General features: G+C 37.5%; 29 protein-coding genes and 1 riboswitch. Of the genes, 7 read left to right on the top strand and 22 right to left on the bottom strand.

What is annotated here, in order from left to right:
* Positions 1 to 195: 195 nt before the first annotated feature.
* Positions 196 to 1032, bottom strand: coding sequence for a lipoate--protein ligase family protein (locus FB379_RS01760; protein WP_063388107.1), 837 nt, complete (start codon positions 1030 to 1032; stop codon positions 196 to 198).
* Positions 1033 to 1225: 193 nt separating this feature from the next.
* On the opposite strand from FB379_RS01760, the gene FB379_RS01755 reads away from it, so the two are divergent.
* Positions 1226 to 1600: a rhodanese-like domain-containing protein gene (locus tag FB379_RS01755; protein WP_063388106.1), complete on the top strand. Its 375-nt coding sequence runs from the start codon at positions 1226 to 1228 to the stop codon at positions 1598 to 1600.
* Positions 1601 to 1640: 40 nt separating this feature from the next.
* Here the strand turns inward: FB379_RS01755 and gcvPB are convergent, their stop codons facing one another.
* Genes gcvPB through gcvT form a run of 3 tightly spaced genes read right to left on the bottom strand, consistent with a single transcriptional unit; the run spans position 1641 to position 5569 of the window.
* Positions 1641 to 3101, bottom strand: coding sequence for an aminomethyl-transferring glycine dehydrogenase subunit GcvPB (gene gcvPB, locus FB379_RS01750; protein ID WP_144596798.1), 1461 nt, complete (start codon positions 3099 to 3101; stop codon positions 1641 to 1643).
* Entirely contained in the window at positions 3092 to 4435 is a 1344-nt protein-coding gene (gcvPA, locus tag FB379_RS01745; RefSeq protein WP_144596796.1) for an aminomethyl-transferring glycine dehydrogenase subunit GcvPA, read from the bottom strand. Before gcvPA ends, gcvPB begins: the two co-directional genes overlap by 10 nt.
* A gap of 18 nt (positions 4436 to 4453) precedes the next feature.
* Positions 4454 to 5569, bottom strand: a complete 1116-nt coding sequence (gcvT, locus tag FB379_RS01740) for a glycine cleavage system aminomethyltransferase GcvT (RefSeq protein ID WP_082829399.1) — start codon at positions 5567 to 5569, stop codon at positions 4454 to 4456.
* A gap of 213 nt (positions 5570 to 5782) precedes the next feature.
* Positions 5783 to 5870, bottom strand: a riboswitch (glycine riboswitch).
* A gap of 283 nt (positions 5871 to 6153) precedes the next feature.
* Between gcvT and FB379_RS01735 the strand changes: the two genes are divergently transcribed.
* Both FB379_RS01735 and FB379_RS01730 read left to right on the top strand, forming a co-directional pair.
* Complete coding sequence (locus FB379_RS01735; RefSeq protein WP_144596794.1) at positions 6154 to 7821, top strand: DEAD/DEAH box helicase; 1668 nt, start codon at positions 6154 to 6156, stop codon at positions 7819 to 7821.
* Positions 7822 to 7872: 51 nt separating this feature from the next.
* On the top strand, positions 7873 to 8670 hold the full coding sequence (locus FB379_RS01730; protein WP_063388101.1) for a YqhG family protein: 798 nt from the start codon (positions 7873 to 7875) through the stop codon (positions 8668 to 8670).
* A 90-nt stretch (positions 8671 to 8760) separates the two neighbouring features.
* On the opposite strand, the gene FB379_RS01725 is transcribed toward FB379_RS01730, so the two are convergent.
* The 8 genes from FB379_RS01725 to comGA all read right to left on the bottom strand — a co-directional run bounded on the left by FB379_RS01725 (position 8761) and on the right by comGA (position 12996).
* Positions 8761 to 8940 carry a YqzE family protein gene (locus tag FB379_RS01725; protein ID WP_063388100.1) on the bottom strand — a complete coding sequence of 60 codons (180 nt, stop codon included), beginning with the start codon at positions 8938 to 8940 and terminating at the stop codon, positions 8761 to 8763.
* A gap of 119 nt (positions 8941 to 9059) precedes the next feature.
* Positions 9060 to 9431, bottom strand: a complete 372-nt coding sequence (gene comGG, locus FB379_RS01720) for a competence type IV pilus minor pilin ComGG (protein ID WP_066247591.1) — start codon at positions 9429 to 9431, stop codon at positions 9060 to 9062.
* Positions 9428 to 9859, bottom strand: a complete 432-nt coding sequence (gene comGF, locus FB379_RS01715) for a competence type IV pilus minor pilin ComGF (RefSeq protein WP_206752135.1) — start codon at positions 9857 to 9859, stop codon at positions 9428 to 9430. The genes comGG and comGF overlap by 4 nt, the downstream gene beginning before the upstream one ends.
* Positions 9849 to 10175 carry a hypothetical protein gene (locus FB379_RS01710; RefSeq protein WP_063388097.1) on the bottom strand — a complete coding sequence of 109 codons (327 nt, stop codon included), beginning with the start codon at positions 10173 to 10175 and terminating at the stop codon, positions 9849 to 9851. The genes comGF and FB379_RS01710 overlap by 11 nt, the downstream gene beginning before the upstream one ends.
* Entirely contained in the window at positions 10159 to 10620 is a 462-nt protein-coding gene (gene comGD, locus FB379_RS01705) for a competence type IV pilus minor pilin ComGD (protein WP_158640149.1), read from the bottom strand. Before comGD ends, FB379_RS01710 begins: the two co-directional genes overlap by 17 nt.
* Complete coding sequence (comGC, locus tag FB379_RS01700) at positions 10589 to 10900, bottom strand: competence type IV pilus major pilin ComGC (RefSeq protein ID WP_063388095.1); 312 nt, start codon at positions 10898 to 10900, stop codon at positions 10589 to 10591. Before comGC ends, comGD begins: the two co-directional genes overlap by 32 nt.
* A 4-nt stretch (positions 10901 to 10904) precedes the next feature.
* Positions 10905 to 11936: a competence type IV pilus assembly protein ComGB gene (gene comGB / locus FB379_RS01695; RefSeq protein ID WP_066247584.1), complete on the bottom strand. Its 1032-nt coding sequence runs from the start codon at positions 11934 to 11936 to the stop codon at positions 10905 to 10907.
* On the bottom strand, positions 11929 to 12996 hold the full coding sequence (comGA, locus tag FB379_RS01690; RefSeq protein ID WP_066247583.1) for a competence type IV pilus ATPase ComGA: 1068 nt from the start codon (positions 12994 to 12996) through the stop codon (positions 11929 to 11931). The genes comGB and comGA overlap by 8 nt, the downstream gene beginning before the upstream one ends.
* Before the next feature lie 316 nt (positions 12997 to 13312).
* On the opposite strand from comGA, the gene FB379_RS01685 reads away from it, so the two are divergent.
* On the top strand, positions 13313 to 13558 hold the full coding sequence (locus FB379_RS01685; protein ID WP_063388092.1) for a DUF2626 domain-containing protein: 246 nt from the start codon (positions 13313 to 13315) through the stop codon (positions 13556 to 13558).
* Between the two features lie 54 nt (positions 13559 to 13612).
* On the opposite strand, the gene FB379_RS01680 is transcribed toward FB379_RS01685, so the two are convergent.
* Positions 13613 to 14257: an MBL fold metallo-hydrolase gene (locus FB379_RS01680; RefSeq protein ID WP_066247578.1), complete on the bottom strand. Its 645-nt coding sequence runs from the start codon at positions 14255 to 14257 to the stop codon at positions 13613 to 13615.
* Between the two features lie 245 nt (positions 14258 to 14502).
* Here FB379_RS01680 and FB379_RS01675 point away from each other — a divergent pair, with 245 nt between their 5' ends.
* A complete protein-coding gene (locus FB379_RS01675; RefSeq protein ID WP_065095533.1) occupies positions 14503 to 14676 on the top strand; it encodes a DUF2759 domain-containing protein in 174 nt (57 codons plus the stop codon).
* Positions 14677 to 14792: 116 nt separating this feature from the next.
* On the opposite strand, the gene FB379_RS01670 is transcribed toward FB379_RS01675, so the two are convergent.
* The 9 genes from FB379_RS01670 to rpmG all read right to left on the bottom strand — a co-directional run bounded on the left by FB379_RS01670 (position 14793) and on the right by rpmG (position 24306).
* The gene (locus tag FB379_RS01670; RefSeq protein WP_144596792.1) at positions 14793 to 15911 is read right to left on the bottom strand and encodes a YqgU-like beta propeller domain-containing protein; all 1119 of its coding nucleotides are present in this window, start codon (positions 15909 to 15911) and stop codon (positions 14793 to 14795) included.
* Between the two features lie 69 nt (positions 15912 to 15980).
* Positions 15981 to 17102: a M14 family metallopeptidase gene (locus FB379_RS01665; protein ID WP_066247575.1), complete on the bottom strand. Its 1122-nt coding sequence runs from the start codon at positions 17100 to 17102 to the stop codon at positions 15981 to 15983.
* A 109-nt stretch (positions 17103 to 17211) separates the two neighbouring features.
* Positions 17212 to 19122, bottom strand: coding sequence for an LTA synthase family protein (locus tag FB379_RS01660; RefSeq protein WP_144596790.1), 1911 nt, complete (start codon positions 19120 to 19122; stop codon positions 17212 to 17214).
* 494 nt (positions 19123 to 19616) lie between these two features.
* Complete coding sequence (locus tag FB379_RS01655; RefSeq protein ID WP_144596787.1) at positions 19617 to 20585, bottom strand: ROK family glucokinase; 969 nt, start codon at positions 20583 to 20585, stop codon at positions 19617 to 19619.
* Positions 20575 to 20805, bottom strand: a complete 231-nt coding sequence (locus tag FB379_RS01650; RefSeq protein ID WP_066247571.1) for a YqgQ family protein — start codon at positions 20803 to 20805, stop codon at positions 20575 to 20577. The genes FB379_RS01655 and FB379_RS01650 overlap by 11 nt, the downstream gene beginning before the upstream one ends.
* 86 nt (positions 20806 to 20891) lie before the next feature.
* Positions 20892 to 22421 carry a rhomboid family protein gene (locus tag FB379_RS01645; protein WP_063388085.1) on the bottom strand — a complete coding sequence of 510 codons (1530 nt, stop codon included), beginning with the start codon at positions 22419 to 22421 and terminating at the stop codon, positions 20892 to 20894.
* A gap of 310 nt (positions 22422 to 22731) precedes the next feature.
* Positions 22732 to 23523, bottom strand: coding sequence for a DUF92 domain-containing protein (locus FB379_RS01640; RefSeq protein WP_066247569.1), 792 nt, complete (start codon positions 23521 to 23523; stop codon positions 22732 to 22734).
* Positions 23520 to 24089, bottom strand: a complete 570-nt coding sequence (locus tag FB379_RS01635; RefSeq protein WP_063388083.1) for a 5-formyltetrahydrofolate cyclo-ligase — start codon at positions 24087 to 24089, stop codon at positions 23520 to 23522. The genes FB379_RS01640 and FB379_RS01635 overlap by 4 nt, the downstream gene beginning before the upstream one ends.
* A 67-nt stretch (positions 24090 to 24156) precedes the next feature.
* Complete coding sequence (gene rpmG, locus FB379_RS01630) at positions 24157 to 24306, bottom strand: 50S ribosomal protein L33 (RefSeq protein WP_063388082.1); 150 nt, start codon at positions 24304 to 24306, stop codon at positions 24157 to 24159.
* Between the two features lie 219 nt (positions 24307 to 24525).
* Between rpmG and FB379_RS01625 the strand changes: the two genes are divergently transcribed.
* Positions 24526 to 24891, top strand: a complete 366-nt coding sequence (locus FB379_RS01625) for a DUF6115 domain-containing protein (protein WP_063388081.1) — start codon at positions 24526 to 24528, stop codon at positions 24889 to 24891.
* Positions 24888 to 25433, top strand: a complete 546-nt coding sequence (locus FB379_RS01620) for an endolytic transglycosylase MltG (protein ID WP_066247568.1) — start codon at positions 24888 to 24890, stop codon at positions 25431 to 25433. The genes FB379_RS01625 and FB379_RS01620 overlap by 4 nt, the downstream gene beginning before the upstream one ends.
* Positions 25434 to 25834: the final 401 nt, after the last annotated feature.

Genomic DNA, 25834 nt, shown 5'->3' with positions numbered 1-25834 from the left:
CTACATTATGAAAATGTCAAATGTAAAACTAACCAAAAAAAGAAGCAAGGAAAAGAAATTTAATGATCTTAGAATCATTCCGGCGGTATTTGAAGAAATTTGTCAGTTGCAGTTTTTGAAAACACATCGGCACCTTGATTTACAAGCAACGATCCATTTCATTTTGATCATACAAAAAACGGCATGTTCGCCGCTTCATCTTCTAAAATTCCATTCTTCTGTTTCATATTTCTCTTTAGCCAGTTTTTTCACATACTCTTCTTGTTCGCTAGACAATTGGTACGGTCTCAACTCAATATCAAGCCCGTATTCAAACCCTTTTTTAAAGGCGCTCCATGCCTCTTCCATTGTGACTGGAGTTTCTCTAAGGTCGTTGATCGCCACCGCTTTATTTTTAAAGTTTTTCTCTAATCTTTCCCTGACTCGCTCATTAGGATATTTAAACAAGTCGAACAGCAGCTTTTCATCTAAATCTAGCAATATCGAGCCGTGCTGCAGGATAACGCCTTTCTGGCGAGTTTGGGCACTCCCGGCAACTTTTCTTCCTTCAACTACCAGCTCATACCAAGACGGTGCATCAAAGCATACAGATGACCGCGGATTTTTTAAATGCTGTTTTTCTTCATCCGTTCTTGGAATTGCAAAATGAGCGTCTAAGCCTAACAAGCGAAATCCATGTAAAATTCCTTCCGAAATTACACGATAAGCCTCTGTCACGGTTTTGGGCATTCGCGGATGATCTTCGGATACGATGACACTATATGTAAGCTCCTTGTCATGCAGCACGCCCCTTCCGCCTGTTGGTCTTCGTACAAAGCCAAGGCCGTGCCGTCTTACAGCATCCATATCAATTTCTTTTTCAACCTTTTGAAAATAGCCGATGGATAATGTCGGCGGATTCCATCCGTAAAAACGAATCGTCGGAGCGATTTTTCCTTCACTGTGCCAGTCCAATAAAGCTTCATCAAGAGCCATATTGTAAAAAGGGGATGAAAAGCCAGAATCAATATAATTCCATATTTCTTTTCCCATATCGCAACCCTCTTTATTTTATATTTGCTTTTTTAGTCTATCAAATGAAGAGGATATTGTTAAATAAAACGCCCGAAAAGAAATGACATTTCCATTCTTGTTTTATATAATAAATGTTGTCCAACATTCGTATGTATGTTCACATGAACTTCAAACAAATAAATTCAAACAAATAAAAAGGAGTCGAACAAGCGTGGAATGGTCATTGCTCATTCTTGCAGCTATTATCATTTATTTTTTGGCCACATTTTTATATCAAAAAAAGATTATGAAAGGATTAACGGAGGAAGAATTTAAAGCCGGCTATCGGAAAGCGCAGCTCATCGATGTGCGGGAGCCGAATGAATTTGAAGGTGGCCACATTTTAGGAGCAAGAAATATTCCCCTTTCCCAATTGAGACAGCGCTATAAAGAAATCCGCCCAGACAAACCGGTTTATTTATATTGCCAGTCAAGTGCAAGAAGCGGGCGAGCCGCACAAATGCTGAAGAAAAAAGGCTATCAGGAGCTCTATTATTTAAAGGGCGGCTTTAAAAAGTGGACTGGAAAAATTAAAAAAGGGAAATAAAATGAAGTATAAAAGATAAGGATTCGCAAAACGCGAATCCTTACTTTTTTTCATATTTTAATATCGGATTTCTTGCTGCGAGTGTTTCATCGAGCCTTTTGACGACTGTTGTATGAGGAGCTTCTTGAACGATTTCCGGTTCTTCCTCCGCTTCTTTAGCAATTTGAATCATCGCTTCGATAAAGGCATCCAATGTTTCCTTTGATTCCGTTTCAGTCGGTTCAATCATCATGCATTCTTCAACATTGAGCGGAAAATAAATTGTCGGCGGATGATACCCGAAATCGAGAAGCCTTTTTGCAATATCAAGCGCACGGACACCGAGCTTCTTTTGCCGTTTCGCAGATAAGACAAATTCGTGTTTACAAATGCGGTCATACGGCATTTCGTAATAAGGCGCTAATTTTTTCAGCATATAATTCGCATTTAATACCGCATTTTCAGAGACCGCCTTTAAACCGTCCGGACCCATGGAGCGGATGTATGTGTATGCCCGCACATTGATTCCAAAATTTCCATAAAACGATTTTACTCGTCCGATCGATTGCGGCCTGTCTTCGTCGAAACGAAGTCCATTTTCATCCTTGACAAGCACAGGCTTCGGCAAAAAAGGAATTAACTCTTTTTTCACACCGACAGGTCCTGAACCGGGACCCCCTCCCCCGTGGGGGCCTGTAAACGTTTTATGAAGATTTAAATGAACGACATCAAAGCCCATATCCCCTGGTCTCGCTTTGCCTAAAATTGCATTTAAATTCGCTCCGTCATAATACAATTTTCCTCCAACTGAATGAACAATCTCCGCCATCTCTACAATATGCTCTTCAAACAAACCGAGCGTATTTGGGTTTGTTAACATAAGAGCAGCTGTATTTTCTCCTACCACTCTCTTTAAGTCGTCTAAGTCGACAAGTCCGTTTTGATCAGATCGCACCGTGACAGTTTCAAAACCGGCAACGGTCGCTGAAGCAGGATTTGTTCCATGGGCTGAATCAGGTACAATCACTTGTGTTCGATGTTTTTCTCCATTTGCCTCATGGTAGGCGCGAATCATCATGAGCCCCGTCCACTCTCCGTGCGCCCCTGCAGACGGCTGCAATGTAACAGCATCCATACCTGTAATTTCTTTTAAATGTTCTGATAAATCATACATTAATTCCATTGCTCCTTGAACCGTCGCTTCATCCTGTAATGGATGAATATAAGAAAAGCCAGTTAATCTTGCCACATTTTCATTTATTTTCGGATTATATTTCATTGTACAGGAACCAAGCGGATAAAAACCGGAATCCACACCGTGGTTCCGCTTCGACAAAGCAGTATAATGGCGCATAATGTCAAGTTCTGATACTTCCGGCAGCTCGGCATCTTCTGTCCGCAAATAGTCACTAGGAATCAGCTGATCAATATTTTCCTCCGGTACGTCTAAATCAGGCAAGCTGTATCCGATCCGTCCCGGTTTTGATATTTCAAAAATTAACGGTTGATCCTTCATTGCCATCCCTCCAACTCGTTCACAAATAAATCGATTTCTTCTTTCGAACGAAGCTCTGTTACCGCTACAAGCATATGTTTTTCAAGTTCCGGATACGTTCTGCCAAGGTCGTAGCCGCCGATGATTCCCTTTTCGAGCAGCTTTTTATTGGCCAAAGAAACTGGTTTGGACAGCTTCACGACAAACTCATTAAACATTGGACCTTGAAACGGAATGGAAAAACCTTTCTTCTCAAACATCTTTTTCGCATAGTTTGCTTTTTGGATATTTTGATAAGCCATTTCTTTTACACCTGTTTTTCCAAGAGCAGTCATGGCAACAGAAGAGGCAAGAGCATTTAACGCTTGGTTGGAGCAAATGTTTGATGTAGCTTTATCCCTTCTGATATGCTGCTCCCTTGCCTGCAGAGTGAGAACAAAGCCTCTTTTCCCCTCTTCATCTACTGTTTGACCGACGAGTCGCCCAGGAATTTTTCTCATCAGCTCTTTTTTTACGGCGAAATATCCACAAGTTGGACCGCCAAAAGACATTGGAATTCCAAACGGTTGAACATCGCCTACTACGATATCCGCACCAAATGAACCAGGCGGTGAAAGCACACCTAAAGCAAGAGGATTGCTTGAAACAATCAATAAGCTTTTCTCGGAATGGGAGATGTCTTCGATTTGGTGAAGCGGTTCAAGTTGGCCGAAAAAATTTGGATGCTGTACAATGACTGATGCTACTTCGGCGTTCATCATTTCTTTTAATGCCTCTACATCGGTCACTCCGTTTCGGTAAGGGATTTCCACTACCTCAACGTTTTGTCCTTTTGCATAAGTTTTTAGCACATCTCTCGTTTCAGGATGCACCGTTTGCGAAACGAGCACCTTTTTCTTTTTTGTTTGACCTGCAGCTAATAATGCAGCTTCTGCTAAAGCTGTCCCTCCGTCGTACATCGACGAGTTGGCGACATCCATTCCTGTCAATTCACAAATCATTGTTTGAAATTCGAATATTGCTTGGAGCTCGCCTTGAGAAATTTCTGGCTGGTATGGCGTATAAGCCGTATAAAACTCTGATCGGGAAATGACATGATCGACAATTGCCGGAATATAATGGTCATACACTCCAGCTCCTAAAAAGGAAACGTTTGTTTTTACATCTTTATTTTTGGCAGCAAGTTGAGATAGCTCGCGAAACAGCTCGGTTTCCGGTTTCGCAGCCTTTATGTTGTATTTTCCTTTAAACCGTACACTTTCTGGAATGTCGGCAAACAGGTCATCGATCGATTCGACTCCGATCGCCTCCAACATCTCTTTTCGATCAGTTTCTGTCATCGGTAAATAGCGATGCTTCATCGAAAGCTTCTCCTTTCTTTATTTTCCATTTTTTGTTGGTCGTTTATAAAATGGAGTTGGTACTACTCTTGCTTTTAATCGTTTTGTCCGAACTTCCACCTCAATTTCATTCCCGATCTCCGAAAATTCTTTCTTGACGAGAGCGATTCCAATGCTTTTATTCAAAGTAGGAGAGTGCGTCCCTGATGTAACAACTCCAATTTGTTGATTTCCAGAAAACAATTTATAGCCTGAACGGGGAATGCCTTTTTCGATCATTTCCAAGCCGACCGCCAGCCTCGATACCCCTTGTTCTTTTTGTATTTGCAATACATCTTTTCCGATAAAATTCTCTTTTTTCGTAAGCTTCACTGCAAATCCGACTCCTGCTTCTATCGGAGTAATGTCTTCCGAAAGATCTTGACCGTACAACGGCAAAGCTGCTTCCAGCCGCAACGTATCACGAGCGCCCAATCCGCATGGAACAACTTTTTCTTTATCTCCTGCTTGCAAAATCTTCTCCCATAAATAAACGGCGTCCTCACTTTGGCAATAGATTTCAAAGCCGTCTTCCCCGGTATAACCAGTTCGGGCAATGAGCGCTTTTTTACCTGCGATCTCAGCACTTTCAATAAATTCAAAAAATTTCAACTCAGATAAGTGTACGTCTGTTAAAGTTTGCAGCACCTTTTCCGCTTTCTGGCCTTGCAATGCAAGGAGAGCACAGCTTTCAGAAATATTTTGCAATTCAACATCTCCGTGTTTTTGAGACATGAGCCATTGAAAATCTTTTTGAATATTCGCTGCATTGACTACTAAAAGATATTTTTCCTCGTTTAGCCGATAAACGATTAAATCGTCTACACAGCCTCCATCTTCATAACACATAATTGTGTATTGAGCCTTTCCATCCCGAAGCTTTGAAACATCATTAGTTAATACCTTTTGCAAAAACTGAAGACTATCTTTCCCTTTTACAATGATTTCTCCCATATGAGAAACATCAAATAGACCTGCATTGGTGCGGACAGCGTAATGCTCCTCTTTAATGGAAGTAAATTGCACAGGTAATTCCCATCCTCCAAAATTGATCGTCTTTGCTCGATATTGTTTATACACTTCAAAAAGAGGAGTGCGTTTTAATTCATTCATCATTTCCCCTCCTGATCTATTTTTTGCATCTAATTTCTCTCAAAATTTTTCAGCTTAAAAAGCAGAAAAAAGGACAGAAAACGGCCTAGTATCGTCTTGTCTATTCCAATCGACAAGATTTTGCTACACCGTCTCTGTCCTTGCACCTGAAAGTTTACCTTAAAAAGGCTTTCCCCTTTGGTGGTTTGCACAATATGCAAACACTCTCCAGAGCTGCGTCAAACAAGAGTCTTTTTGCCTGAGAGATTCACATATGCTTGCTCCTTCGGCGCCTCACAAAGGAGGTCTCTCCCCTTGCTCTCATCCGCACATATTTTCTTGTAAATTGTGAAAAAATAACAAATGACATATTCGACAAAAAGGAAAAAGATGAGTAGAAAACAAAAGAAAAAGACTTCAAACGTATTTTAATGGTATCATCTTTAAACGGTTTCAGCAATACCTTTCCCAAATAATTTTAAAAAATCATTGTTAATTGTTCGTGTTTATAAAAATTTATAATCAAAAAACGGAACGGTTTTTGAATTAGCGATAAAAAAAATGAACATTTCACTTTGAATATAAAAATAAAGGATGGGGTGTGGGCAATGAATATAAACATCCGCTATAAAACAACATGGGAAGAAGAATTTTTGCAAAGATTAAAGGAAGACGGTCCGTGGGCAAACTGGGAATTATACAAATTAGCTTATGAAGTTACGAATTATTTGTCCATTCCATCATTTGAAGGTTTAGTAGCTCCTTTGCATCTTGATCATGTAACCCCTCTTCCCCACCAATTGGAGGTCGCACAAACAGTAGTAGAAAAATTAAACGGAAAAGCAATATTAGCTGATGAAGTCGGTCTCGGCAAAACAATTGAAGCCGGATTAATATTAAAAGAATATATGATTCGCGGACTTGTCAAAAAAGTGCTCATCTTAGTTCCAGCTTCACTCGTCTCCCAATGGGTGAGGGAATTAAATGAAAAATTTTACATTCCTGCCGTTGAGCAAAAGAAAAGCTATGTTTGGGAGCAATGCGATGTTGTCGTATCTTCCCTTGATACAGCAAAAAGAAGCCCCCATAAAGAAATTATTCACGGATTGGATTATGACATGGTCATCATTGATGAAGCGCATAAATTAAAAAATAACAAAACAAAAAACTATGAGTTTGTTCAAAATTTAAAGAAAAAATTTTGTTTATTATTGACGGCAACGCCTATTCAAAATCGCATTGAAGAAATTTTCAACCTTGTTTCTCTTTTAAAACCTGGACATCTCGGCAATGAACAGCTCTTTCACGATATGTTTAAGAAAAAAGGACGGAATATTCGTGACGATGAGCATTTACGAGAACTTGTCAATAAAGTTATGATACGAAACCGCCGCATTGATACAGGAATTGAATGGTCAAAAAGACATGTGGAAACGATTTGGATTCAATTTTCGAAAGCTGAACAGGCTTTATATGATGCCATCAGCCAAATTCGGTCGTCATTCTCTATTCCGACAAGCAGTTTCTCCATTTTAACGCTTCAGCGTGAAGCATGTTCGAGCAGAGAAGCAGTGTACATAACATTAAAAAAAATGCTTGATAAAAAGGATGAAGCTCCACAATTGCCTGAAAAGATCATTCGCAATCTAATGGGCTATATCGATCAAGTAACAAAAAATTCGAAAGCAGAAAAAACGGTCGAACTCATTCAAAACATTAACGATAAAGTGATTATTTTTACCGAATACCGGGCAACACAATTATATTTACAATGGTTTTTAAAACAGCACGGCATAACATCTGTTCCGTTCCGCGGCGGATTTAAACGCGGCAAAAAGGATTGGATGAAGGATTTATTTAAAAATAGAGCGCAAGTACTGATCGCGACAGAGGCAGGAGGGGAAGGGATAAATTTGCAGTTTTGCAATCATATTATTAATTATGATCTGCCTTGGAACCCGATGCGTTTGGAGCAGCGAATCGGGCGCATCCACCGTCTCGGACAAGAACGGGATGTGTTCATTTATAACATGGCGACAAAAAATACAGTAGAGGAGCATATCTTAAAGCTATTATATGAAAAAATAAATCTGTTTGAACGTGTTATTGGGGAATTGGACAGTATTTTAGCAAAACTTGACCTCCGCAATATTCATGAACATATAGAAGATATTATGATTCAGTCGAGTTCGGAAGGAGAAATGAAAATTAAAATGGAAAATTTAGCGGCTATTCTTAACTTTGGTGAACAATTACAACAGGCCGAGAATAACTGATTTCTTTATTTTCATAGCTGCTTGCAAAATTTTTAAATAGGAGGCGGAATGATGCAGCAGGCTCAAATTTCCACATTTTTAAAACGCTTTTTTCAGGCGACCAATTGTCCAATTATTGAAGAAAAAAACGGATATTTTACCGTTCAATTAACTGTTGAAATGGATAAAGAATTAATGAACCGGCCTTTTTACTGGCATTATTTAGAAAAAACCGGCGGAACTCCAAATCCGATGAAACTTACTTTCATCACGGATTCAAAGGAGGCTCCGGAAGATGTAAAAGGTGAATGGATTCATTTCGGATCGCCGAGACTGCACCAAATTTTTGCGGCAACGAAGAAAATGTCTTCTTATATTCGGTTATATGAACAGACAGCAGCTTCCAAAGCAAACGTGCCGCTGCACCCTTGGATTGGGATGAATGTAACGATTTCGTATATTTGTGACAAAAAGAAGGATCAAACTTATTCATTAGGACTGCATTTAATCAACGGAAGGATTGTTGAAAATTTTCAGGAGCAGCTAGAAAAAATTCATTTGACACCGAAAATTCCTGATTTTTGTTTTACCATTACGCCATTAATTACACCAAAAAGCGGATTAACTCGATTGAAGCATTACGTGATAAAAAAAATTGAAGAAGATGACCATCGGTGGGCGGAAGAAGCGAGAGAACGAATGAATGCCGATTTAGCATTGTTGGAGCATTTTTATGAAGATCTAGATGAAAAACCTTCTGTTTATTGGACAGAAAAGAAGGCGATTCAAGAGCTGTATGAACCGCGCATTGAAATAGAAGTCCACAATGGAGGAATTTTTTATTTATCATCGGATTCTATAATTCATTAAAATAAAATCAAGACGCAGAAAATACGCTCGAAATTGAATGATCTCATCACTTTTCAATAAAAAAGGAGCTGGTAAACGGCTCCTTTTCCTTTATTTCTTTTTCTTGATCAAAATTAAAAACGCCATCGGCAAAAATCCAAACCATCTCATTGATAATGGAAGACGATCTTTTTTCCGTTCCTCACGCCTTTGTTTCCTTGCTTCTTTTGGGGTGTCGATAAACTTTACAAACTGTTCGGTTACATATTTCACATAATCATTACCAGACATAAGTGGGCACCTCGAAATAAAATTTTTTTATATTATTTCCTAAACTCTGTTCATTTAAACAGACATTCTGGCAAATAAACGATTGGTTGAAGCTTTGATAAGGCGCTGAACGATGAAAGCTATGAATATTCATTCCAGCTCATAATCTGTTGATTGTTCAAATCATAATGAAAGTTTGCCGTATACTCCGTTCCTTTTAACGTCTTGCATGTAATGGAAATATTGACGATTCCTTTTTCTTTTTTCGTTCGTTTATACGAAATGGTTCCATTTGGGAGTTCAAGTATTTCCTGGGTATCAGAATAGTCAGCTTTTTTCAGCGAATATTGAACACCGGCAAGCATTAACGTTTCCTGCAAATAAAACTCTTTCGCATCATGCCGAAATCTTTGCTCTTGTATATATGAGGAAGCATATGCGGTAAGAATCATTATGCAAAGCAGAAATATGCCGATCGTCATTGGAAAAATATGACCATCTTCATTTTTCAATCAGGAATCACTCCTTTCACATCGCGAATGGTTCCTTCAAACCGCTTACCTTCTAAGCTTGTGATTTCAATTTTCACACCATGTGTTATTGGAATAAAATGAGCGGCTTGAACACCGCGCAGCACAATAACATGTCCTTTTCCGTCAACCTGATAGCGCAGCAAATCATTATATTGACTGAGTGTGACTACTTCTCCTTTTTGATTTTTATATTGTAAAACATTTTGCTTCACCATTATTTGTTGAGATGTTTTGATTTCACGATGAAGCTCAATTAGAAATAAATTCCACTCGCTTGGATGTAAATCTTGCTGCCTCGTATTCAATTTTAGAAAAAATGAGAGCATGGGTGCAAAGGAAGAGATGATGATGGTTGTCGCTAGAAAGGCTATCAGCATGTTTGCTGCCGTATATCCTTTATTGTTCATAAATGTAGCCGCAAACCTTTTGTTCTGCATTTTCATCCGAAAGAACACATAATTCAGCAAATTGCCCCTCCTTTCCCCACACCAGTTCGAACATCATCCCTTGCCGCTCAACTTGGCCATTTGTTTTTTTCTTTTCAAATACAAAACGTTCAAGTTCTTCTTTGAGCAGTTGATAAGCCAGCACAGATGCTGCTGCTTCTTTTTGCTGTTTCAATAAGGCTGTTGACACAGGGACCAGCGTCAGCGAAAGCAAACACCATATGGAAAATGCTATTAATATTTCTGTTATCGTATATCCGCTATAATTTTTCCACACGGAACCTTCCTCTCCCTAAATTAAAAATGATTTTGTACGTTTTTTTATCATACGAAATGAAGATTGTTCCAGCTTGATAAAAATAGCCGGAAGGAGAGTACTCGATTGGAAATTTTATGTTTCCTGATTCGACTTTTATGTTTTGATCGTATGCTCTTTCAAACAGTTCCCCTTTAAAGCCGGATCGTTCAGCTTCGTAGTAATGTTTGTCAGGATACCAAAACAAATAAATTTTTTCTTTATTAACGAATGCGTGCTGTTGTACATATAGCAAATCTTTTTCCAGTTGAACGAAAAATTGATCGATGACTTTTTCTCTGTAAATATTTACTGCTCCAATCCATATAAAAGAGCTGATCAATAAAAAGATCGAAAGAACAAGAAGCATCTCCAGAACAGTAAAACCACTTTGCCTAGTTGCTCTTAATGACGTTTCCATTTGCATCAATTTCAATCTCATCACCATTTGGACATTTTCCAGAATTATTCGGCAAGTACCCTTTAGTGATTAAATCATTAATTGTTGGTGTTTGATGAAACTCCATTTCATATGCGACGACTTGCCCCTGCACCATATCAATTAAACCTTCGCACCCTTTATTTTGAATATTTTTATTATGAGCCATAACATTCGGAATCGTTATAATAAGCAAAATCGAGATCACTAACAGTACAACCAGCATTTCCACCAATGTAAATCCATGTTCATTTTTCACTATTTTCATCCTCCTATACTTGACCCATCATTTGGTACATTGGAAGCAAAATCGATAAATAAATGATCAATACGAAGACCCCGATCATCAGAAAAACGACCGGCTGAATATAACTAATGATTCTCATTATTTTTTGTTCCATCCGCTCCAATACGAACCGGCTGTACATATACAACTCTTTAGACAATTGACCGACGGCTTGTCCATGTTGAACAACAGAGGAAAGTTCCTGTTCAAAAAATGGACTTTCAGCAAATATTATCTCTAGCGATTCTCCTTTCTTTAATTTCTCGATAAACAGATTGGCCTCTTCCCTATAAAAATGGAGAAAATGTTGTTCTTGAAACAGAGTAAAGCATTCAAAAACGGACAATCCTCCCTTCAACAAATTGCTCATTTGCAAAGAAAAATAGTAGCTGTGAAATAACCGCAAACCTTTTGAAACGATCGGAATTTTCATAAGCAGCTTCTGTTTTTCAAGCGGAGGCTTTTTTCGGAAAGAGACCCAATAGTAGAAAAAAAGGAGCAATAAGAAACTAAACAAAATGAAAAAAAACGTTTTGATGCCTTTAATGGTAAACATGACAAATGTCAGAAAGAAGGAGGCGTTCAAATCAACTGCTTCATACATATACGAAAATTGCGGGGTAACAACTGCTTGGATGACAAATAAAATAATTAAAAGAAGAGCAATTAAAAAGAGCGGATAGCGGAGAACTTGAATAAATTTTTCCAAATGGAGGAGTTGTTTTTCCAGCATTACTGAGCTTTCTTTTAAAGCAAAATGTATATCACCATGCTTTTCAGCAAAGAAAAGATAGCTTAGTACATCTCGATGAAATCCAAGCTTCTCAAAAGCCGTGTATAGCGAATTTCCTTTCGTCAACATCTGTATACAAGTCTCAATATCTTGTCGGTATTTTTCTTTTACATGAAAACTCATAAAGCGAATAGCTTCATTTAATGCATACCCTTCTGAAAGCAGCTCACTCACTTTCTTCAAAAATTGTGCCTGCATCTTTTTGTTCCATCGATGCCTATTCATATTCAAACACCCAACGATCATATATGTCCGGATATAAATACCCAAGAGCGATTCCTTTTTTAATTACATCTTTTAACTTCATATAATCTAACTCACTCTGCTCCTCTCCTTTTGCTTCCCGAATAGCGGCGGTTAAATTTTTGCCGTAAAGAAGTTCATAGACCCCAATTCTCCTAATTTCCTTTAATTTTTTGCAATAAGGCGGGCAATTCCCTTTGCAAAACGGGCATATTAAATGAACGAGACGCTGCGCAGCAACAGCGATCAAAGTTTGCTCAATTTCGGAAAAGGTTACACCAAATTCTAATAATCGATAAATAGCTCCCTTTGCATCCCGCGTATGCATGGTGGTCAGTACTAAATGTCCGCTAAGCCCAGCCCGGACCGCAATCCTTGCTGTCTCATGATCCCGAATTTCACCGACCATAATGACATCGGGATCGTGTCTTAATATTGCTTTTAACCCATTTGCATACGTAATTCCAGCTTTTTCATTGATCTGCACTTGAAGCATTTCATCGCTTTTCGTTTCCACAGGATCTTCAAGTGTGATGATGTTTCTTTTAAAATGTTTTTTTGCATAATGGAGAAGCGAATAAAGAGTGGTCGTTTTTCCCGAACCGGTCGGACCGGTAAGGATCAGGAGACCGTGAGAATGCTTTAAAAATGAAAGCATTTTTTTGGATTCTGACGGGAACAATGAAAGTTTTTCAGGCGATTGAATCGATTGCTCTAGCAATATTCGGATGACTAGACTTTCATCGAATACTGTAGGCAATGTCGATAAACGAAGATGCACCTCTCCGTAAATCGTATGGAAGGAGTAAGCACCGTTTTGCGGACGCCTTTTTTCGCCAATATCCATTTGGGCCATAAATTTAAAATGAGAAATTAAGCGTTCACAAATAGCTTTAGGCAGATGAAATATTTCTTTGATGTCATCGTCAATTCGAAATTGAATAACTGCTTTTTTCTTTTTCGGAACAATATGGATGTCTGAGGCACTAAATGAACACGCCAGTTCAATCAGTTTTTCGCTAAGCTTTTCAATTTCAATCATTCCATATCCCCCCTTTCTTTTCTTAGGATTCATCTTAACGAATTGAAGAGAAAAATGCGAACGTAGATAATGGATTTTTCTTTTCCCTTTCCTTTTGCAAAATTTAATTGAGCATAACCGAAAAATAACAATTGTTTGCAAAGACTGTTTAGAAAACAATTTTTTGCTATAAACTCATAATTTTTGAACATTTTTTTACAACATGTTTGAAAACAAAGTGGATACAATAACAATTGGAAACGGTATATTTACAATGTATCAAGCTGTACATTATAATATAAAAAGCGACCGATTGAGGGAAAAGGAGGGAAACACAATGGATCGCATGTTCCGTGTACTCGGTTTTTGGACAGGTATTTTTGCTATTATGTTTTATTTAGGCGATATGAAGACGACGTCTTTACTTTTCTTTGGTCAAACTGGATTTTTTGTTTTACTATCTTATTTAAAATTAACTGAACGTATGTATATTTATATTTTCGGAGCATATTTGACCATTTTCTTCGTCGGGTTTACATATTGGACGACGTTTATGATGGTCCCTGGACAAGGCGGCCATTAATAAAAACAGGCAATTCCGCAATGGAATTGCCTGTTTTTTGACCTTCTTCAATTTTTACGAAAGCGAAAATCCATTTAAAAAAGGATTTGTTTCCATTTCTTCTATAATGGTTGTTTCTGAACCGTGGCCAGGCAACACAATGGTTTCTTCCGGCAGCACTAGCAGTTTTTCATGAATGCTTTTCAGCAGTTCTTCATGATTCCCTCCAAGCAAATCCGTACGGCCAATGCTTCCTTTAAATAATACGTCGCCTGAAAAAACAGCATTTGCTTCTTCTAAATAGTAGGAGATGCTTCCAGGAGAATGCCCCGGTGTTTCAAATAAAGAGAACTGGAAAGAACCAATTGTCAAGCTTCCTTCTTCCCGAATGATTTCGTCCGCTTCCTCTACCATTACATTTTTTCCATTCATAAAATGACCAGATCCATTTAAAGAAGGATCGCCAAGCCATTTTTGTTCTTTTTCGTGGACATATACTGGAATATTCCAAACTTTTCGAACATCATCAATCGCTCCGATGTGATCAAAATGTGCATGTGTCAACAAAATGGCAAGGGGAGTCAACTGATGTTTGCGCAATACTTCAATTAGCTTTTCTCCTTCATCGCCTGGATCAAATAAAATACACTCATTTTTGTCATTTGTTAAAATATACGCATTTGTTTGCAGCAATCCGAGCGGGATTCTCATCCATTTCATGCTCTCACCTCAGGTCATTTTCTTTTCATTTCCATCATACAAAACATTCTTTTTTGGCGCAAAAGGAATAGTTAGAAAATTTTTGGCCAAACCTAAAATGTGCAGGACATACCGTTCATAAAATTGACATAGTCATTTTATGCAAACGTACCGTTCCTACCTCGACAAATCTAGTAAAAGAGATTAAAATATGAAGGGGAAGATATTTGCCGCACTTCAACGTATAAAAGATTGGGGGCTATACAATGGGTACTGTCATTATCTTTACTTTAGTAACTTTGCTTGGTATCTATGCTATTTTCCGTTCTTTAAAACAAAAAAACATATTGGGAATTTTGTTTGCGCTTGGAACAGTCGCTGTTTTTGGATGGTTTACCTATAAAACGATTGTTCACCACGGTATACCAGTGCCACACTAAAAAAGAAAGAATGGCGGGGCCATTCTTTTTTTTATGAATAAATAAACATTCAGTTGTCACACACCCGTCTTTTAACCTCCGCTTCATATTGCCAAAAAAGATGCTTTCACTCCTGTTTATTTTACAATCTCCTGAATCTTTTCCTTACTTAAATCCATGATTTTTTCCAATCTCGGCCCATACAAAGCATAATGACCGGATGGCGAAATGAGGATAGGATCGTTTGTCACGTTTTTGAAGATGGTTTCTTTTTTCTTAGTGATAAGGTTAAATCTTTGCAGTTCAAAGGAACCGTCCTGGGATTTGGCAACGGGCACAAATGTATAAAACTGCTGATTTTGAGCATTGAAGTCATAGTAGGGAAAAATCCATTGAGAGTAATCGGAAGCCAAAGGGACACGAAATGTAGACAACACTTTTTTTGATGAAGAATTTATAAAAACATATTGACCGAATCCTTTTTCCTGTTGATTTTCCTGCAAATACATGACAATCGATGAAAAATTTCCATTTCCGATGACATGATCAGCGATTTTTTTTTCGTGATGTTTCATTAAGTTCGCTTCATAAAGCGGAGCGCTTAACTCAGGCTCATCGTTATTCCATTTTACATATGTAATGCGATCTTCATCTGTCCATTGAAAAAAAGGTATTTGATAGGGACTATCCACAACTTTTTTCTCTTTCAAATCAAGCAAATAAGTCTTATATGACCAATCTTCAGCAAATGCTGTAACCATCAGCTCTTTTTCATTATAGGGATTCCATGTGTATTGAAGTTCAAACGCATTGATTTCCCAATGAAATAATTCCTCTCCTTCGGTGTTTACAAATGTCAGGATGGCTTGATTGGTTTCAGGGCTTGAATGAATGAGAAAAATTGTTCGGCGATCATTGGGCACTGTTTGAATAATCGGATGCTTTGTCTGAAAAAATAGTTCATCTTTTCCGCTTTGAAGATCGTGACAAATAACTTCCGAACGGTCTTCAAGATTTTTAATGTAAAGCACAGCCGTTTCATGAAACCATCCAGTAATATTTTGAAAGGTATTTTCCTCTGCTTCAATCGGTTGAATGTTCTCTAAAAGATTCTGTTCTGCTTTAAAGTTTTCAAACTCATTTTCCATTTTTTTCTCTTTTGTCACTTGTTTCTTTTCATTCGTAAGCTGATGAAATTCACAAGACGACAAAAGGAGAATCGGAAAGCACATGACGAAAAAAAAGGCTGCCCTCATCACCCTCATCCTTCTCATCCAATTTTCACTTATAATTTACGAATTTTTCAAAAAAATGTTTCAAAAAATTTATTTGCACAGCAAATAAAGCGACGCCCAAAATATTCCCTTTGCTTTCCGATAAATTTCATCAAATTGGTCAAGCGGCAAAGGGTTCCTTCCTCTGCCTAATTCAACGGTAAATCCCGGCTTTCTGTATTCTTTAATAAACCAATCGCGAAAACCGGCATGACTATCAATCATTCGGATTCCTTTATATCCGCTTAACAACTCATACTCTTTTACGATTTCTTCCGACTTCTCTGGTTCATAGTTTAAATACCCCCAATATATTTCTTCTCCTTGTGTGTGGAAGGCTACGATGAGTTCAAATTGAGACTGCTTGACTAGTTCACTCATAGCAATTGCTTCCGGCTCTGAGAGAGGATAATCACCTGGATAATCACGAGGAGCCGGGGATTTAGGGCTTTTTCTTTCTTTTTCAATTTCCCAAAAGGCAGGAAATTGATTGTTCAGATCAACGCCGCGAATATTTGCTTTCCAATCGGAAAAATCTTCACAGTTATTATTTAACTTGACGGCCTGTTCTTTCACTTGAGGATCGAACGATTCAGCTGCTAAAACAAGATTCACTCCATCCGGATTCACCATCGGGACAAACGATAAAGTAATCTGCTCATAAAGCTGTCTTACAGAAATTCCATTAATCGATTCGTTTAAAATAAGCTTCCGAACATACTCATTGAGCCATTTCATCATAATGGCTGTCGTAATCCACTCATTTGCATGAAACGAACCGTTCATATGAACTTTTTTCGTTCCGGAACCGATAAGAAGTTCAACTAAAGGATTCCCTAGAACACTGCGGCCGATAATCCTCTCTTTAATAAATGGGTAATTTTTTTTTAACACCGCAATATCGCTTGTCAAAGCAAAAAAATGATAGGGCCGTTTTGGATCAATTACAGGCCATGAAATTGGGACAGCATTGTATGTATTTTTAGTCAAGCTTGGTGAAGGATGAAACGGATTATTTTGTACGAAACCCCATCCGGGAATGACGATTTTTTCCCCTTTAAAGATTTTTTCGTTTTCGAAGAAGGGATTTGAATCCAACAACAATCGTTTCGAAAGTTGATATTTTTTTCCCAAGTACTCCAAATCCGCTGTTTCATTCATACAGATTTCCATAAAAAAACCCCTCTCCCCTTTTTATTCAGTACATAACATATTATATGAACGACATCATGTTTCATTAATAAAACGTATAAAAAAGCTCTGACCTAATGGCCAGAGCCTTTTACTGTTTTTTTGCAGCTTGCTGCTCGGTTGAATTCGGAGATGGTTCATCCTCTTTGTCAAAAAACCGCAGCAGGTCACCATAAATAATTTCATCCGAATAATCAAGCTCATTTTTCGCTTTTTCCATATATGGTTCACATGCATTTTTATCCTCAACAGCTTCGCCTGTTGATTTGTCATAGCATATTCCTCTTGTATACACATATTGATCCGTAATAAAGCTGCCGTCCCTTAACACAACAAACGGAATACGGTCTTTTGAAAAAATATCTGTACCAAATTCGATATCGTTTTTCGTATCAATGCCTAGCAGGTTTAAAATAGTTGGCTTCAAGTCAATTTGCCCGGCGACTTGATGGAACACTTTCGGATTTTTATCGGTAACCCCTGGAATATGGATAATTAACGGAACTTTTTGCAGCTGAATCGTATCAAGCGGCGTAATTTCCTCTTTCCCTAAAAATTGTGCCATCGCTTTGTTATGGTTTTCGGAAATACCGTAATGGTCGCCGTACAATATAATAATTGAATTTTCATATAGTCCAGCTTTTTTTAGATCTTCGATGAACACTTTCAAGGCTTCATCTGTATAACGAACCGTCGTAAAATAGCGATTCACGACTCCATCTTCGGAATCAAATTCATCAATCAATTTATCTTCTTCACCCAACTCAAACGGAAAATGGTTCGTTAATGTAATATATTTCGTATAAAAAGGCTGAGGAACATTTTTCAATAATTGTACCGACTGCTTAAAGAAGTCAATATCCTTCAATCCCCATCCTACCGAATTTTCTTCCGTCACATTATAATCTCTGACATCAAAGAAACGGTCGTATCCAAGAGAATTATACATCACATCGCGATTCCAGAATGTGCGGTTATTTGCATGAAATACAGCTGTGTAATAACCGTAATCCTTTAAAATTTCCGGAGTTGCATTGTACTCATTGTTCGCATTTGTAAAGAAGACTGAGCCTCTTCCCAACGGATACAAAGAATTTTCCAATAAAAATTCTGAATCTGACGTTTTGCCTTGTCCTGTTTGATGGTAAAAATTATCAAAATAGTAGCTTTGTTTAATAAAATCATTTAAAAACGGGGTAATTTCTTGTCCGTTCAATTTCTGATTGATAACAAAGTTTTGGAACGACTCCATAGAGACGATAATGACATTTCTACCTTTTGCAATTCCATTCATTTCTTTACTAGGTTCTTTTTTGTTCGCATTTAAATAATTTTGAATTTCGACCAAGTTATTGCTGTCAGCTAACGCACGTTGTGCAGACGTTTTGGACTGCAGCAAAGAATCGTAAATATGAAAATTGTATACACCGATATTTTTGACGAGCATCTCCCTGTCAAACGTTCTTGTTAAAAGCTGCGGACGCTCTGTTTCAGCCAATCCAAGATTAAAGAAAAACACAGCTGCAACCATTAAATAATATGCTGTTTTTTCTTTGCGCATTAATTTTTCCTGTTTGCGGAAAACAGGTCTCCGTGAAAGCCAAATTAAAATGGCTATATCAACAAACATTAATATATCGACAGGTTGAATCAGCTCGGTTATGCTGCTTCCCAAATCTCCCATATTGCTAGCTTGGAAGAGCACGGGAATAGTCAAAAAGTCGTTATAAAACCGATAAAAAACAACATTAGCTAATAAGAGAAAGGTCATCACAATGCTGGCACCGATCACCCAGCGATTCCGGTTTTTGTCTTTCATAAATAATCCAATACCAAAAACAAACAGCAAAAAGCTCAGCGGATTGATGAATAAAATAATCTCTTGCTTGAAATTTTCTATTTTTATATCAAAGCTAGTTTTGTAGACAATGTACGTTTTAATCCACATAAAAAATGTCGCTAATAACAAAAAAGAAATTTTTGAAAATGTGCTTTTACGCATTTTTTTACCTCCTCAAACGGTGGACCTGCGCATTTCTACACTTAAGTGTTTTTTTCCATTTTTTAGGCATCTTAGTGAATAACTAAAGATTATCTTAATACTTCTTCCAAAAAAAATCAATGTTTTTTTACAATATATTTACAATAAGATGCTAGCTTTTTATATATTATTTTATCTCAGTACCTATTATGTTTAGACGGACAAAAATTAAAAAAGTTTCATATAAACAGAATTTGTTATAATCCAAATTTAGCTGCCAAAAAAATAGCGCCTTTTTTAAAAGCGCTATCAGATTTTCTTTGCTGGACCTCGACAAGGTACATGTCGAGTTTGGGATTGTGGCTTTAGCGCACACATACTGAAAGGAGCCGGCATCCGCCAGCTACTTTCAGATGAAAATCGAACAAATATAAAAGCAAGTGGAGAGAAACACATTGTTTTTCTCCACTTGCTTCATTTTAGGGGCTTATCGGACAATTCCTTTTTAGTCTTCCTCAATTTTCAAGTATGTACGTTTTAACCAGCCATGCGCCGCCAATTACACCTGCATCATTGCCAAGCGTTGCAAGAGCAATATCTGCTGCGGAAGCTTCATGAAAAACGAACTGTTGAAAAACATTTTTAACTCTTTTTATTAAAAATTCCCCAGCCTTTGATACTCCACCGCCAATGATAATTTTGGCAGGATTTAAAGCAGTAGCCAAGTTGGCAAGAGCAAGACCAAGATGCATCGTCATGTCGTCGACAACCTGCAATGCCATCTCATCGCCGTTTTTCGCAGCATCAAACACATCTTTTGCAGTGATCGATCCTTTTCTTTCCAATTCCCGATTCAGCGTTGATCTCCCATTAAACTCTTCCATTTTGGCTATAGCCATTCGAACTATTCCAGTTGCAGAGGCGACCGTTTCCAGGCAGCCCGTTTTTCCGCAGTTGCACGGAAAACCTCCATGCAAAACGGAAGTTATATGGCCGATTTCTCCGCCTGCGCTATTTTTCCCATGGATTATTTCTCCATTTGCAATGATTCCTCCGCCGACTCCCGTTCCGAGTGTGACGCATATTAAATCCCTTTCTCCATTCCCCGCTCCTTTCCACATTTCACCAAGAGCTGCAAGGTTGGCATCATTATCAACGATTACTTGCAAACCAGTTTCTTTTTCAAGATTTTTCTTAAGCGGATAATTATTTTCCCATCCAATATTGACAGTTCTAAAAATGATTCCCTCTGTTAAATCGACAGGGCCAGGCGCCCCCATGCCGATTCCAATCAGCTTTTGCTTCGATTCACCAAGTTCTTTCAACTTTTCGTATATAGATTGAGAAATATCACTAACAATATTTTTTCCTGATTTATCGGTAGGGATTTCCCATTTTTCAATAATCTCTCCATTTATATTGATAAATGCAATTTTTATCGTAGTTCCCCCTAAGTCCACACCAACTAGCCAATTATCGATCATATTTTTCATCCTTTACTCTTTTTCTCTTATCTTTTTCTATCATTATTTCTCGTCTTAACAATAGCATGGCCATTTCAAATTCTTTTGCGTCAATCAGCTGCGACTCAAACAGCTGCTTCACCTCCTCCTCCATTAATTCAAGATCAGCCACACGATCCCCGATGTATATGATAGTACCGAAACGTTTTAAAAGCTGTTGTATGTCGTAAATCGTTTTCAAAAACATCACCTTCTAAATAAAAATGCGGATAAGCTGCACATATTGCTAAAGTTCTTTTTTTGAAAACTTCCGAACAAGTCATCGAGCTATAGATTGTCAAGCTGTTGTTTTAGCTGCTGATATTCCGCTTTTCCCGGATCAAGCTTCAATGCCTTATCAATCGCTTCTTGTGCTTTCACAACATCATTCTGTTCTGCATATATTAGGCTAAGTACATAATAAGCTTGATGAAATGTCGGATCTTTTTCCAATACATTGTTTAAATATTCAATTGAGCTTGCCACATTGTTCAAACGATATTCCGTATAAGCAAGTAAATAGATGATTTCAACTTTTGCATCATCAAGCTCCTTCGCTTCCGAAAGCACTTCGGAAGCCTTTTGGAACTCCTTGTTCTCAATTAGTGCCTGCGCCCTTGCTAAAGCCATTTCCGAATTGCGCTTAGGGGCTATTTCATATCCATAATACCCAAGACCGAAAACGAAGATGATCGATAAAATAAGCCCCACTGCTCTCGTGAAAAATTTGGACATCCTTGGAATCTGCAGAACAAAAGCTGCCAGAAATCCGCCAATTAAACCGCCTATATGACCAGCGTTGTCCACATTCGGAATCGCCCAGCCAAGCATTAAGTTAATTAAAACTACAATCAAGATGTTGGGTCCTATTGTACGGAAAAACAATTTAGGGTTTAACACACCTAAAAACAAGAGCGCACCGAACAAGCCGAATATCGCACCTGATGCACCTGCGGACAAAAAGGGGCTGAAAGCAAAGCTTGCAAGCGAACCAGTAAATCCGGCAAACAAGTATATAAGCAAAAATCGAATCGAACCATACATTTTTTCAACAGTCATTCCAATATAATAAAGGGCTAAAGAGTTCATAATCAAATGCAAAAAACCGATATGCAATAAAATTGGTGAAAAAAATCTCCACCATTCGCCATCGTAAATGGCAGGATTGTATTTCGCTCCAAATTTTATAAGAGTATCAGAATTTGTGCTTCCCCCGTACCATTCAAGAAGAAAAAACATCACAATTTGTGCTGTTAAAAAAACATATGTAAAGAAAGGCCTGCCATTTTCAAAAAAGGAGCGTTCCAGCCTTTCCTGCCTTTTTATATAAGAAAATATTTCTTCTTTTATTCGTTCAACTGATTCAAAATTTGATTCTTCTGCTGCATAATCAAGTTTTTTCAACGAAGCCGAAAGAGCATCTTCCAAATCACCTGTTTTTTCCATTATATGCTCTTGATCCAGCAGCATTGTTTTGACGACTGTTTTCCCATGCGCAAAAGGTTCTTTAATCCGAAATTCCCAATCATCAACAGGAGGAAATGTGGTCACATAAATGTTAAGAATATTTAAGTCCCTTCTCATAGATTGTTTTCGGATCGTTTCAAAAATATGCGCCGTATGTTCAATGTCTTGAGAGATCCAATTTCCCCAGTCAATATCTTTTCTGACAAATCGTACAAGCTGAAAATATTTGTTGCGAAACGGCTCAAGCCAAACCTCCGAATGATCGCCGGATATATTGATTAGCCTGTAATTATGCTCCACCACAAGACTTCGCAAAATTTTCCAAAAAATAAAATCTAGCTGAGTCCCCATTTAAAATCTCTCCGCATGTTTTTCCTTTATTATACCAATGTGGAAGGGCAGTTTGAAGAAAAAAGCTGAATCAAAAACGATTCAGCTTTCCATTTCCACCTATTTAAAAGCACCTTGGAGAAATTTCCTGCCAATTAGCGGTATCTGCATTGTCAGTTGAATAAATTTCTCACGCATCCATTTGCTTTTTAGGCATACGTTCATAATTTTGTATCGATTTGAATATATGAAGAAAATGCCGAATACTAGAAGAATTCTTTTTAATCGCTTCATAATTTAATCCCTCCATTAATTAAAATAAACTTTTTGCTCAATTTTTATCCAAAATAAAATACGCAATTACTGTTGAAATGAAAATTGATAAAAAATTAACTGCGTCATTATTCATCCAGACAAAACCTTTCGTCTTTACCGTATATTCCCCGCAATGTATTCTTTTTTCCGTTTCAGCATGGCAGACGAGACATTTATTTTTTCGTTGAAAAAAGCATCCGAACAGCGTGTCAATCAAAGCTCCAATAAATCCAAATAATATAATGAAAGGTAAAATTTGAGCATCATTTTTTATAAAAAAAGAACTCCCCAGCGCAACAAACGAAGAACCGAGGATGGAAGCAAAAGTTCCGAGAACGGTAACAGCACCTGATGTTCCTTTTTCGACAAATTTTGGAGGAAATAAAAGAATCGGTTTTATTCGGCTTAAGCTGCCAATTTCGGAAGCCCATGTGTCCGCGTTGGCGCAAGCGAATGAAATGGTTAAAAGAATGAACCAAAAATTGCGGTCATCATGATCCACTATATTGAAAATGCTGATCAATACTGGAATCCCGCCATTTGCCAGCACTTGAACATAGTCGCGTCTTTCCCCTTTTTCAAGAATTGATGCCATTTGCGCTTTTCGTTCCTTCTTCCATTTACTGATCATGCTTGATGACGCAAAAAATAATCCAAGGGGGACCAGCCCTGGAAAACCAAAACTAAAATAGATGCTAGCGCCGACAAATACGGAGCTTATTGCTCCAGAAATCGACAAAGCTTTTGACTTATAGGAAATATAAGCGATAGTCGCAATAAAAATAATGAACAATAAAGGAATGATCATTTCCTGCACTCCACCAATTCTTTTTCAGTAATGATGATATCAACCGGAATATCATGGGATTCAATCGGCACTTCCTCAACTATTTGAAAGGAAAAAGCAAGCGCAATAGTTACATTTGCGTATTTATGTAAATAACGATCAAAATAACCCCCGCCATATCCGATCCTGTGCCCACGCCGGTCGAAGCAGATGCCAGGGACGATGAGCAAGTCAATTTCTTTTGGCGTTATGAGTGTTGTTTGCTCAAAGATCGGCTCCTGTAAATCTAAATAAACATTCTCTAATTGATCAAACGATTTTATTTCCCTGAACTCCATTTCTTTTATATTTGGGTCGCATTTAGGCACAGCTGTTTTTTTCTTTTCCTGCCAGCAGCGAAAAAATAAACTTTTTGTATCGACCTCGAAGCCTTTGGATACTGTAAGGCCAATGGTATTCGCCTCCTGCCAATAGTCTGTTTCAAAAAGAGTTTCAGCAATTTTGTTTGACCAGTCCGCATGCAATTCATGCCCCATGTTTTTTAACATCCGTTTCACTTCATTTCTAATTTCAAATTTTTTTTCCAACTTAAAAATTCCTCCCATTTACCTTTTTTATAATAAAAAAACAGCAGGAAATATCTTCCCACTGCTTTTACTTCGTTTCACGATGCAAAGCATGACTTTTGCATCTTGGACAATATTTTTTCAATTCGATGCGTTCTGTGTTTGTACGTTTATTTTTTGTAGAGATATAATTTCTATCGCCGCATTCTGTGCAAGCAAGAGTAATATTTACGCGCATATCTTTCCCTCCAAACTATTTCATGTTCAAATTCAGACTTTTATATAATATCATTTTTGCATTGTAAAATCTACATTATGTTTATTTTTGAACACAAAGTTTCAAGTCGTTTCAAATTACATTTTTTTTAAGTTAACATGAAATTTCGTTAAAAGCCGTTTTGTTCTATTAAAATATATGATATAACAATAAAGGGACAACTAATGGAAGGTGAGATGCATGGAAATTGTGATTATTATTCTTTTCCTTGTCAGCATTGCTTTATTAGGAATTGCTTATACTCAGCGTGACGATATAAAAGAGTTGGAACAAGAAGTTGAGCATTTATCCGTTTCTGCGATGCAAGAAATATACAAAATGAAAAAGAAAATGAGGGTATTGGAAGAAGAATTGCTGCAAGGAACAAACACAAAGCCTGTTTCGCAAGACACACAGTCCGTTATACACTTTGATTATTACACGAAAAACAAAATTTTATCAAAATATCAGCAAGGCATGTCAATTGCTGAAATTGCAAAATCGGAAAATGCCACAACCGATGAAGTAAAGCTAATAATCGAACAAAATAAGAGGGAACTATCATGAATAAACGAATTTTACAAGCATTCTCAGCAGGGATGATCGTTTCCACCTCAATTTTGACCCTCACTTTTTATTTAGGGAACTATGATCAAAAGGTTGTGGCTGAAAAAGAGTTGACGGACAAATCAGTTAACGAGTATTTAGCTCAAAATAATAAAATTGCTGTATCCAATAAAGAATATGAAGAATTTCTTTCTTACAAAGATACAAAAGTAAAAAATCTGAATAAAACACCTCAACAAAATGAACAGCAGCAGAAGCAGCAAAATCAAAATGCACAAAACCAAAATGCACAAAATCAAAACCAAGAACAAAAGAACAATAACCAACAAACTGAGGTAAAACCTGTAAAAGTAAATATTAAAGAAGGCATGACGACAAGCGACGTATCAAAAATACTTGAACAATCGGGCATTATTGATTCCGCCTCCAAATTTAATCAATACTTAATTAAACACGATTATCATAAGCGTGTACAAATTGGAACTTTTGAAGTAAAAAAAGGGATGAGCTACTACGAGATCGCAGAAGCCCTTACAAGATAAAAGGGGCTGCGATCCGTTTTTTTATAAATAAGGTTTGAAACCAGCCGTTTGTAAAAAAAGGAAGTTTTTCAAAACTCAAAATGGTGAAGTTCAGAACCACAAAAAGATTGCCCTTATCATTTTTCTCCCATTCCCGACCGTGTTGATTATTGTCATTCCAAGATCATTGTCCCAGCCTCAATTTTGTGCTTTTCTCGGCTTTTAAATTGTCTTTTTTTAATCAATAGTACTTATAAAAGCCCACCAAAATTTTATGCCTTTTCTTTCACAAAATTGCCCTATGCTCTGCCCGAAATTTTTCCATAACACTTGTCTCTTATATTTCAGACATAGACACGATATAATACTTACAATTCCATTTTATATGCGATAAACTATTTAAATCGAAAGACATAAAAAGT

The organism is Aeribacillus composti (genome assembly GCF_007827555.1).
GTDB lineage: Bacteria > Bacillota > Bacilli > Bacillales > Aeribacillaceae > Aeribacillus > Aeribacillus composti.
Note: the sequence above shows the minus strand (reverse complement) of the source record. Positions and strands in the feature narration are given on the sequence as shown.